Source organism: Lysinibacillus sp. KCTC 33748, from assembly GCF_002237755.1.
Taxonomy (GTDB): Bacteria; Bacillota; Bacilli; order Bacillales_A; family Planococcaceae; genus Lysinibacillus.
In genome coordinates, this window is record NZ_MWSJ01000042.1 from 1 (window position 1) to 11,395 (window position 11,395).

Consider the following 11,395-nt stretch of genomic DNA (forward strand, 5'->3'; position numbering starts at 1 on the left):
CATAAATTAATTGAAATTTAAAGATCTCCTTAACGCTTCTGTTAAGGAGAATTTTTTTGTTTATTTGACAGAACCACTTGGAAGTAACATTCGCAACTAATGACCGCATTGGTGGTGATAGAAACATAACAGGAAACATTGTTGAGGTTAAAGACTGTTGGTTTAATGTTCGTGTAGATAGTTTGGGAGAAGAGCCTTTCACTTCAGTTGGTAGAAGTGGAATTAAAGATAAAAACAAATTAGTTGTTAAATTGCCACAGCGTCAGCAGCTAAAAACTCGTTAGTACAACGTATTTACCGTTACAAAAGTAACATAGTGATATCCAAGAGATAAAACATTGATTTTACTGGGTAAGGGACTTTCTCCCCTACCCTATTTTTTATGGGGCTTTTAATAGAATACTTCAATACAATGAAGAGATTGATAAAAATGTTATTCACATATTCGAAAATAATCAAGCAATCAATATTCTGTTTAACTGGAATACTGAGTATGACCTACTCACGCATAAGAAAAATGATTTCTATTTAATTCAGAAAAATCAGGTCATACGTTTTGGTTTGTTCGGTCAAGGGATGAAATTATTCTTCGAAATGTCTGATGGCTCTTTTAACTTAAATGGTTGAAGAATTGAGATTGAATACATAGATGATGAAGTTGGAAAAACATATCATTTAACAACAAACTTCTCAGACAAAGACCTTATCACATATAAAGAAGCTTACGCTGATTACAGCAAAGTTCACGGTATTCAGCAATCAAATATTAAGTCAATTAATTTTGGCTACAAAACAACTTACACGAAATATGATACTCAACTATTCTTTCAACCTGTTGTTTCAATTCCTTTTGATGAAGGTGCTTTTATTGAAGTCAAATTGACTTCTAACAAGTCTATGAATGGTCATTTGGTATTCAAGTTAGGTGGGATTGAAATAGAACGCTTCTATGCCCCTTTAGAGGCTCATAGAGCAGGTCAATTGAATTGGGTTATTAGATTAACACACTAAGGAAGGAAAATGCTCATATGAAAAGATTTTGGCTTAATCTACCTGATAAAAACGATTCTTTAGAAATAACAACAACAAACAACAAGATTTCTTTATTTGAGTCTTCAACTGAGAAAGTATACACAATAGACACAGGAAAATACTCACTTGAAAAACTAAAAGACAATCTAGTGAGCAAAGGATTAGATGCTAGAATTGGAGAAATCAAATCCCCTAAAAACACTAAACTATTGGTGCTATTTTTTGACAACTCATTTACAAATGTAGATGGGAGTTTCATTGCTTTTATCGGTGGCATAGAATCTATTGACAAAGGCAATAGACAAGAAGAGAACATAATTCACTAAGAAAGGAAAATACTCATATGGCTACAATAGGCGGTAATACAGAGAAGAAAGAAATAGGACTATCCATCGGTGTCTCAGGAACGCACGATAAAACCATGATTGACAAAACAACAGGGTATCTACGGTTAGTTGATGTTGACGTTGATGGTCAAGGAAATCCTGTTTATATAGAACAAGGCTCTTGGACTTCTGACGCTATTGATTTAGGAGATGTTTTCCAAGATTTTGAAAAAGTATTCACAGATAACACAGTTAGTGGCGCAAGCTCATTCGCTGCGCTAACAAGAGTTTCCGATAATGGTATAAATTGGTCTAAATGGGTTGCTATTGCAGAAGATGGAGCAATTCAATCTGAAACTAAGCAATATATTCAAGTGCGGATAGATTTGTTTGCAGGGTTTGTTAGTGATGTATTTATTATAGCAAATAGTGATTTTGATACTAATAAATATATTGAACAAAAGGTGTTGAGTAAAGGTAGATATGTAGTACCTAAATTAACTTCTAATACTTCTTCTACAGAAGGATTCCCTTTTTCTTCAAGTGAATATTCTTCTACTTATGTAAAATGGAAAGCTTTCGACAAAATTGATAGTGCTTATTTCCTTACAAAAGCAAGTATAATCGAGGGTTTTTTAGGTTTTTATTTTACCAACAAGAAAAGAATAACTAAATACAACATTAGAAGTATGATCACTTACCAAGCTATGCCTAAAAGTTGGGTTCTTCAAGCAAGCAATGATACTACAGATGGTATCAATGGAACATGGAAAGACTTAGACACTCAAATCAACCAAATTTGGACAGCTACAAACATAGACAAAGAATACAGTTTCTCAAACAATGAGAAATACCATGCCTATAGAATCAATTGGACTGAAAATAATGGATATACTACCTACTCAGGAGTTGGTGAGCTAGACTTCTATGAAGAAGGAACAACATCATTAAGCCTTAAACGTGATTATCAGTATGACATGACAATGGATGATACATGGTTAGGTGAAGGAAGTCTACACAGACAAAAAATCACTCGTGAAGAATGGTTGAAGATTGATAGATTTGAGGTGAAGTAATATGGTGGTAACTCTAGACCTAATCAATAAAGGTAGTAATGTGACTTTGAAGAATGACAATATGACCGCTGTAATTACTGATGCGTTTGGCACTGCTAGAGCATCTATCGGTAGAAGTAGTGGAAAGTGGTATTATGAAATAACATTCGAAAGCCTTAATAATGCGATGGTTAATGTTATAACTAGTGCGTCAGTTGGAACTACATACAACTTAACTACATCTAGAGGCTATTATAGCTTGACTGGAACGAAATGGAGTGGAACACAATCTATATCGTTACCGTATGGCACAGCTTTTAAAGCAGGAGATACAGTTGGTATAAACTTGAATCTAGATGATGGTGTATTGACATTCTATGTTAATGGTGTAAACCAAGGTGTAGCATTTACTGATTTAGAAACTTTAGGAACTCTATTCCCTGCCATAACATCTGCTTCGTCAACTGGCGGTTGTACTGCTACCTTTAATTTTGGAGCAACACCATTTAAATACCATCCTACCGATATTAAATACAAAACTTTATCATATGATGGCTCAAGGATGATTAATCCTACTAATAAAACTTTTATTTTACATGATGGTGAATATAAAAAGTTAGGAAAGGTTTATTCACAGAATCCTACTAACTTAATAGAGAATTTAAAATTGGACGGTAGTAGTGAGATTAAAGGTGTAAAAGGAACAGTTTTTACTTCTCCTATTACTCCAAATCAAATATATGATTCAGAACATGGATATGTTGCTAGTTTTAATGGAATCAATCAACTCCTACGTTCAACAGTTAATAACCTATTCCCAATCGGAGATAAGATAATAAAATACAAAATCAAAGTTTCGTCAAAAAAAACACAAATACTCATGTCTACATCTGAAAACACCAAAAGAGGTTGGTTTATAGGTATTTCTGACGTTGGAACATTACATTATGCAGTCAACATTACAGGTGCTAGTACATGGGATATTTCTGCTCAGAATGGGAAAACCATGATATGTGATAACAAGTGGCATGAACTGATATTAGAATACAAAGATGGTCAGTACATTAAATGGTATGTGGATGGTGTATTAGACTATTATCTAGCACACTCTTATAAAGAGTCTACAACTGCAACAAATAATTTAGTTATAGGTTGTAGAGCTTCCGAAACAGGTGCTTCAACATTATCTCCCTATTACTTCGAAGGTCAATTCACTGACTTAGAGATATACAAAGGAGAGCTTAAAGAATCAGTACATTGGTCAACATTTTCCTCTACGCTACCAAACTCTACTCACCTTGAGAAAGGAATGGACAACATCACTCCCCTATTAGACAGAGTGGTAACAGAGCTAGAACCCCTCCAAATGACACAAAGAAATAACATACTATCGTCAGGAGAAATTGGTAAAGTGTTTAGCAAAACATTTGATTTGAAAATATACATTGACATAAGAAGTATTAGAACTGAGGTGAGATAATGAATGAAATAACTTGGCATGAAACTAAAATGACATCTAACAATGCTCCTTCTCCATTGGTTGCTTCTGCTAGTAGTGAACATTCTACTCCATATGGAGCTTGGCGAGCTTTAAACGGTACAAACACAGACTCTAGTGACGCTTGGATGACCCCCTCTGCCGTAGGAAACACAACAGGTTGGATTAGAATAGATTTTGGTGTACCAAAAAAAGTTAATAGATTAAAACTCACAGCAAGAATTGGCTCAGACTCTTCTATGATAAGAGACTTTGATGTTTTTGGTTCTACTGACTTTGCCACATGGGACACTTTACAGAATGTACGTGGAGAGAAAAATTGGACTTCGGGAGAAGTTAGAGAGTATAAGCTAAATAATAAAAGAAATACTGCTTATAGATATTACAGAATCCAATTTTTTAATAACAGTGGGAGAACTGATTTAACATCTATTGCAGGGATTTTATTTGGTTATGAAAGAATTGATGATAAATCACTTATTTTTCATGGAGGTAAATATAAGAAATGGGTAGATGATTCACATTATTTAATTAATGAAACTAAAATTAACCCTATTAACAATACCTACCAAAGACACTACTCTATGACTCAAACTAGTGGGAACACCTTAGTATCAAATAAGACTGATATTTTTGGCACTGTTAATGGTGATATAGAATGGCAAGGCGAACACGGATTAAAATTTAATGGAACTAACAATTTTGTAGAATTCTCAGGGAAAATATTATCCATAGGAGCTAAGAGTATCTTTTTCCAAATTAAAACAACAGATTCTTCACCAACTATTAAAACTATTTTATCTGAAAACTCTAGCGCTAATGAACATGGTATGATAATTCAGATTAATGGTGCTGGTGGTATCAATGTTACTAGTCGCAAAGGTATAGCAGGAACAACTAGATTTAACATGAACTCAGTTAAAAAAATAAACGATGGACAATGGCATAATGTTCTTATTACTTGGGATGGAACAATAAACACCAATGGAGCAAAACTGTATATAGATGATTTAATAGTGCCTGATAGCACAACTACTGCCAATGCAACAGAAACAGTTCAAGGAACTTACAATACAATTATAGGAAAATCTGCAACAAGCAATACACTTTTTATCAACGCTAATATTCGAAATTTAGAAATTTACCATTCAGCTTTAGTATTTAATTCACTTGCGTATGACAGTTTATATGAATATATTGAATCAAAATATTTGGAAGATATTTCAGACACATTGCCAACATCACAGCAATTTATTGACCAAGGAATGGATAATTTATCTCCCCTACTTGACCGTACAATCACTATATTAGAACCAACTGAAATGACACAAAGAAATGATATTCTCTCGTCAGGAGAAATTGGTAAAGTATTTATTAAAACAATTGATTTAAAAAAATATTTTGATTTAAGAAGTATAAGAACAGAGGTGAAGTAAATGAACACAACAGTTTGGTATGATATTAAAATGACTTCTAATACAACACCTTCCCCATTTGTGGTTAGTGTTAGTAGTACAATGGGTTCTGCCTATAGTGGTTGGAAAGCATTTGATGGGTTTCTATCTAACGCAGGTGGTGATACTAGATGGCTTACAACAAGTGGAGCAAAGGTTGGTCACATAACAATCAAACTAGACCAAACGAGAGTAGTAAATATAATTCAAACAGACATGACTCAAACTGTTTTGGATAATTACCCAACCTCTATCGCTATACATGGTTCTAATGATGGAAAAGCATTTACAACTTTAAGAACTTTCGGTAGACCTATAGCAACATCGTCAGAACAAGCGTTCGAAAATAATACACCATATCTTTATTACAAAATAGAAATATTATCTAGTAATGGTGGAAGTTACACAGGTTTCGGAGAAATAAAATTAGGCTATGTGAAGAAAACGATAAATAAAACACTTATTTTACATGATGGTGAGTATAAACAATATCATGAGGATATTTACGAAGAAACTATTATTGATTCTCCTATCTTCACAACAACAGATGAAAATTTCGATTATTTCATTAGTGGTAATCAAGATACGGTTTACAGCAACCTGTCAAAAGGCACATTTTGGTCAAAAAACATGTCTAACAATGTAGCAGGTATCGCATATTTTGGGATAAAACTGAGAAAACCTGAGAAATTAAAAACTTTTATTTTTAGACAAGGTAGTAGTGTGAATAACTCTATACCAAGCATTAATATTCAAGTGTCTAATAACGAGACAACATGGACAACTCTTTTCTCACCTTCGCTTAGTAGGATAGGAGAAAAAAACATATTTGATTTAACAAATCATGTGAAAGAACCATATCTATACTATAGAATAATAGCTTCATCAAATTCAACAGCTACAAGTACTTTATGGGTAGTATATGAAATTGACTTTATTGCAGAAAGAAAAAGTGGTGTCTTAACAGAGACAGCCAATTGGAAAAATATATCAGACTCACTACCTACTTCTCAACAATTTATAGAACAAGGTATGAATAATTCATATCCCCTACTTGACCGCACAGTAACAGAATTAGAACCTCTGACAATGACAAATAATAGTGAGATTTTAGGTGTTGGCGAGATAGGAAAAGTATTTAGCAAAACAATTGATTTAAAAAAGTATTTTGATATAAGAAGCATAAGAACTGAGGTGAAATAATGTTAGATATTGATAAAGTCACATGGGATAGCGCAAAAATTAATCATAGCGCTACAGTATTTAGTAACAATGACTTGACAGCTTTTATAAAACATTCAAACCAAACTGTTGTGGCAAATTATCCTAGAAGTAGTGGAAAGTGGTACTTTGAGCTAAAGATGGGTTCTATATTAAATGTTATGGTAGGAATTGTATCAGCAAAAAGTGGGTATGGAAGTACCTATAACTCTACTCTAAGTAGATATTATGCAATAAATGGAAGTAGAATTGAAGGCAATACATCACAGTCATATGGAGTAGCATATTCTAATAACGATATTATTGGTATAGCATTGAACCTAGATGATGGCACTATTGAATTTTATAAAAATGGTGTCTCTCAAGGTATAGCATTTAGGAATATTTATGAATTAGGAGAAGTATATCCTGCATTTACAACAAATGGCACAAGTAGTAGTATCACAGTGACCGCAATCTTTGAGGAACAATTATTCAATTTTCCCATTCCAAATGGATATAAATCTTATGGGCTTCTTCCTTATTCAAAAACACTGCTTCAATCGAACAATAAAACCTATTCACTAGATTCTATCGACACTTGGTATGATACAAAAATGACATCTGACAACGTTCCTTCTCCCCTAGTCGCTAGTGCTAGTAGTGTATATAGCTCAACCTTCCCTGCTTGGAGAGCTTTTGATGGGTTAAAAGATAGTAATGGATGGTCTACAGCGACTAATTCAATTATTAATCAATGGCTTAGATTATATTTTGGAAAGTATACAAGGGTTAATAAGGTAACTGTTGTAGCGAGAAGCACGACAGCATCGACAGAATCGCCAAAAAACTTTGATTTCCAAGGTTCAAATGATGCATTAAATTGGACAACTTTAAAAGAAGTTCGAAATCAAATTGGATGGAAAAATTCAGAAGAAAGGACATATAGATTCGATAAAGAAGGTTATTTTAAATATTATCAAATTTTCGTATATGATTTCAATGGAGATACTTCACCTGTTATCGGTGAAGTGATATATGGATGTGAATATCTATCGTTTTGCGAAATACCATCCATTTCAAAAGGAAATTTCATTAAATACGGTGCTAAATTTGAGTTTAATGGGTTGGAAGCAATAGCCTTAGATAAAAACTATATTTTACAGGATGGCGTGTCAGAAAATTCAGATGGGTTGTGGACAACTAAATTAGATAGAAAACCACTCAGCATTAGTTTTAATTAGTGCTGAGTTTTTATTTTAAAAAATAGAAACAGGTGAGAAAATGAAAGAAACATATGTGATAGAGCTTTTTGATTACTTTTCCAACAATGGTGCAACCATTACTGAAATAGAGCTTTTTTATGGCTCTAAAAAAGTTAATTATCGTGGATTAGATGCATACGATACAGTAACAAAAGGAGTTCCTCATTACTGGAATGACACCTCTTATTGGGGATTTGATAGGCTATCAAACAACAACAAAATATATACTAACAATTCAACAGGTGGAGCTTCTTCCACACTTTTCATTTATAGTTTAAACTCAACAGCAGGTCAAGGGAATTGGGCTAGGTTTTCAATAGAGACAGATGATGTAATAACTAAAATGGTCATATGTTTAGGCTCTCCTGAAGGGAGAATACCAAAAGAAGTAACTATCTTTCGTGTGAATGGTAAATATAGCTCTACTTTATTAAATAGCAGATTAACAGATGGTTTAAAAGAAATAGAAAAACTCAATTTAAACAACAACATCTTAGCTCCTATTGACTTTGAAGTGAAAGTTAATGAGTTTGGTTTCTCTATTTATAGTGATATAACAAATGAATATTATTCCCTATCAGACAACACTCTAGTTCACCTGCCTGACAACTCTCCTAAAAACATGATTTTACATGGCATTAAGCAAGGTAAGGAAATTCAATTAGATGTACCTTTTGACAAACATAGATACTTTAATGACACACCTGTTGCTAATGTGAGTGGCAAAGTGTTCACACATGATATTGATAAAATTAATACTTTAAATATCAAAGAACTGAGAGAGAATAATAGTTTTGAGCCTATTTACACTTGGTATGAAACTAACATGACAGCTAACAATGTCCCTTCTCCACTAGTAGCTAGTGCTAGTAGTATCAATGGAAGCTTATATGAACCATTTAGAGCTTTTGATGGAATCACAGCAGATGGAACAACCTACAACACTTGGGCTACAGCTTCAAATCAGCACTTAGAATCATGGGTAAAGATAGATTTTGGAGCAGAGAAAGAAGTAAATTGCGTAGCTCTATCAGCTCGTAGAATTGAAAATATAGACCAAATGCCAAAGACCTTTACAATTGAAGGCTCTAACGATAACACACAATGGACAGAGCTTGGAAACTTTAGCAAAGATGATTGGCAAGCTATAACTACATATACATTCAGTCTAAAAAATGGTAGTTATAGGTATTTAAGAATAATCAACCACACAACAAATGGTAGTAATGTAGCATCATGGTGCGAAATTAAATATGGATATAAAAGAGAGGTGAAATAAATGGCAACAACAGAGCAATTAATGGCACAACATGGTGTCGCATGGTTTGATTTTGATGAAGCAAGTGGTAATGTTTTAGATAAACTAGGCAATTACTATACAGACACAATTACAGGAGCTACTAGAGTTAGTGGTTGGAATGGTGAAGGATCTGCAATGAGTGGAAATACCATTGCCTCTACAGTAGTAAAATTCAATTCTCCTATAATACCTAATGGTGCAAAAACTATCAGGTTTAAATTAAAAGTAACTTCTAATAAAGAAGGTGTTATTGTAACAAGAACTCAAGGTTCAGCAGGAAATGGATTACAAATAGGTTTATATAATAGTTATTTATATATAAATTTATATGAAAAAAACAATTTAATATTTGGCACAGGACTAAGCAAAATATTAGATATAAACAAATGGTATGACATTATGTTTTCTTGGGATGGAACAACTAGTACAAGTGCAGTAAAATTATATTTAGATGAAGAATTGGTTTCAAAGACAACAGCAATATCCAATGAAACAGCAGTTAGTATACACAACATGTCTGTATTAGGACATTACTCAGCTACAGGGTTCTCATTTGATGGGCAACTAGATGATTTACAAATCTACAATAAGGCTCTCTCCCCTTCTGACTTCATTCAAAAGCGTTTAGTAGTAAAAACAACAGACAGTAAAAACCTTGTTTTATCCCCTGACACAGCTCGTGTAAAAGAGATTCCTAACACAACAGAATATATGATGTTAGCTCAAGGTGGAATAATAAAAGAGATTGATTCAGCAGTCGATAGACCACCTATTGATTTTACTAAAACTACAACTGAATATGAGATTGTGACTAATAACAGAACACCATTAGGGAAAGGCAGAATGTTTACTATTCCTATCGGTAGTGATTTTAAAACAGCAATGATTGAGGACAACTATTAAACTAGTTGTCCTTTTAATATGAAAAAAACGGGAGGTCAATACAGTGGCTAATAGTAAAGATAATTTAAGTAAATATGGTAAAGCATTTATTGGTTTTGATGAACCTAGTGGTGATGTTATGGATTCTATTGGTGGTTATACAGGAACACTAGTTAATGCTCCTACTCGTGTAGCAGGTTGGAATGGTAATGGTTTTGCTATGAGTTTTAATGGGACTAATCAGCGAGTGCAATTTAATAACACCATTATTCCACAAGGTAAAAAAACTATTAGATTAAAGTTTAAGCCAATGACTCAAGCAACAACTTCTCAAGTATTAATTAGTTCTACAAGTGGTAATAATCCTTATGGGTATAGATTAGTTTGGCATCAAAGTGGATTAGTCTATCAAGTATATGGAGGTAGTCCAACTTCAATACCAACTTATTTAGTTGTACCTCCAGAAAATATAACAGTTGGTTTGTGGCATGATATTGTGATAACTGATGATGGATTATTAAAAGACAACTCGGTCAACATATACATAAACGGAACTTTAGTCTTAACCGGTTTGGGTGACTTTAATGAAATAGGAATGAAACCTACTTTCAATTTATCTGTTGGAGGAAGTCCTGATAATTCACTTTATTTTAACGGACAATTGGATTATATTGAATTTTATGATATAGTAATTTCCCCTATTTCTGACAAATATCTAGTTCAACACAATTCAGAATATAAACACCACGATGGTACTTCATGGCAATCAATTACACCAACAGAGGAAAACTTCATTAAATATGGAATGAACAATCTTGACCATATCAAAGAGAAACATTGGAAAGAATTATCAGGAGATAAATCAGTGGCTATGTGGTCCGATTTTGAAGATAAACAATTTACTTCTATTGTATTAAATAAAAATGAGTTCAAGCCACAGGATTTACTAGGTGACAAACCTCAAGCTATTTACTACACCGACTCAGACACCTCTCTAATCACTGTAGAGACAGGTGTTGACCCTTACAGTGTTTATGACTACATTGGTGAACTACCTACTGTAGTGGCTTATACAGAGTCTACAGACGATATTATTGTATCAACTACTACCGAGCCATTCGACATCTACGAGGAGTTTGGTGATAGTGTTGAGGTTCTTTACTACACAGATGATGAAGCTGTAAATGAAGCCGATTTAATCCTAGAAGCTAATTGGTCGCCTATTGATGAACTAGAAGGTGACTTTGAAGTTACGACATGGACGGATGAAGCCCCTGAGACTGCTCAAAGAGTACTTGAGATGAAAGCTATCCCACAACCTCAATTCATCAAACTACTCAATCCTAAGCGTGTTTACGGTTCTTTAGATGATGTGTTCGTCAA

The 11,395-nt window shown here is 33.5% G+C and carries 10 protein-coding genes; all 10 read left to right on the forward strand.

What is annotated here, in order from left to right:
* Positions 1-77 precede the first annotated feature (77 nt).
* The gene (locus B1B04_RS24835; RefSeq protein ID WP_079564332.1) at positions 78-284 is read left to right on the forward strand and encodes a hypothetical protein; all 207 of its coding nucleotides are present in this window, start codon (positions 78-80) and stop codon (positions 282-284) included.
* A 744-nt stretch (positions 285-1,028) separates the two neighbouring features.
* A complete protein-coding gene (locus B1B04_RS24840) occupies positions 1,029-1,358 on the forward strand; it encodes a hypothetical protein (protein WP_079564335.1) in 330 nt (109 codons plus the stop codon).
* Between the two features lie 17 nt (positions 1,359-1,375).
* The gene (locus B1B04_RS24845; protein ID WP_079564338.1) at positions 1,376-2,434 is read left to right on the forward strand and encodes a hypothetical protein; all 1,059 of its coding nucleotides are present in this window, start codon (positions 1,376-1,378) and stop codon (positions 2,432-2,434) included.
* A 1-nt stretch (position 2,435) separates the two neighbouring features.
* The gene (locus B1B04_RS24850; protein WP_079564340.1) at positions 2,436-3,893 is read left to right on the forward strand and encodes an SPRY domain-containing protein; all 1,458 of its coding nucleotides are present in this window, start codon (positions 2,436-2,438) and stop codon (positions 3,891-3,893) included.
* Entirely contained in the window at positions 3,893-5,347 is a 1,455-nt protein-coding gene (locus B1B04_RS24855; RefSeq protein WP_079564343.1) for a discoidin domain-containing protein, read from the forward strand. The genes B1B04_RS24850 and B1B04_RS24855 overlap by 1 nt, the downstream gene beginning before the upstream one ends.
* Entirely contained in the window at positions 5,348-6,568 is a 1,221-nt protein-coding gene (locus B1B04_RS24860) for a discoidin domain-containing protein (RefSeq protein WP_079564346.1), read from the forward strand.
* Positions 6,568-7,809, forward strand: coding sequence for an SPRY domain-containing protein (locus tag B1B04_RS24865; RefSeq protein ID WP_079564349.1), 1,242 nt, complete (start codon positions 6,568-6,570; stop codon positions 7,807-7,809). The genes B1B04_RS24860 and B1B04_RS24865 overlap by 1 nt, the downstream gene beginning before the upstream one ends.
* A gap of 40 nt (positions 7,810-7,849) precedes the next feature.
* Positions 7,850-9,109, forward strand: coding sequence for a discoidin domain-containing protein (locus B1B04_RS24870; RefSeq protein ID WP_079564351.1), 1,260 nt, complete (start codon positions 7,850-7,852; stop codon positions 9,107-9,109).
* Entirely contained in the window at positions 9,110-10,033 is a 924-nt protein-coding gene (locus B1B04_RS24875) for a LamG domain-containing protein (RefSeq protein ID WP_079564353.1), read from the forward strand.
* 43 nt (positions 10,034-10,076) lie between these two features.
* Positions 10,077-11,395, forward strand: a 1,319-nt coding sequence (locus B1B04_RS24880) for a LamG domain-containing protein (RefSeq protein WP_079564355.1), incomplete at its 3' end; no start/stop codon positions are given.

What these genes read in the sequence shown, in the direction of transcription:
- B1B04_RS24840 (WP_079564335.1), top strand. Translation starts at nt 1,029, where the DNA reads ATGAAAAGATTTTGGCTTAATCTACCTGATAAAAACGATTCTTTAGAA.
- B1B04_RS24845 (WP_079564338.1), top strand. Translation starts at nt 1,376, where the DNA reads ATGGCTACAATAGGCGGTAATACAGAGAAGAAAGAAATAGGACTATCC.
- B1B04_RS24850 (WP_079564340.1), top strand. Translation starts at nt 2,436, where the DNA reads ATGGTGGTAACTCTAGACCTAATCAATAAAGGTAGTAATGTGACTTTG.
- B1B04_RS24855 (WP_079564343.1), top strand. Translation starts at nt 3,893, where the DNA reads ATGAATGAAATAACTTGGCATGAAACTAAAATGACATCTAACAATGCT.
- B1B04_RS24860 (WP_079564346.1), top strand. Translation starts at nt 5,348, where the DNA reads ATGAACACAACAGTTTGGTATGATATTAAAATGACTTCTAATACAACA.
- B1B04_RS24865 (WP_079564349.1), top strand. Translation starts at nt 6,568, where the DNA reads ATGTTAGATATTGATAAAGTCACATGGGATAGCGCAAAAATTAATCAT.
- B1B04_RS24870 (WP_079564351.1), top strand. Translation starts at nt 7,850, where the DNA reads ATGAAAGAAACATATGTGATAGAGCTTTTTGATTACTTTTCCAACAAT.
- B1B04_RS24875 (WP_079564353.1), top strand. Translation starts at nt 9,110, where the DNA reads ATGGCAACAACAGAGCAATTAATGGCACAACATGGTGTCGCATGGTTT.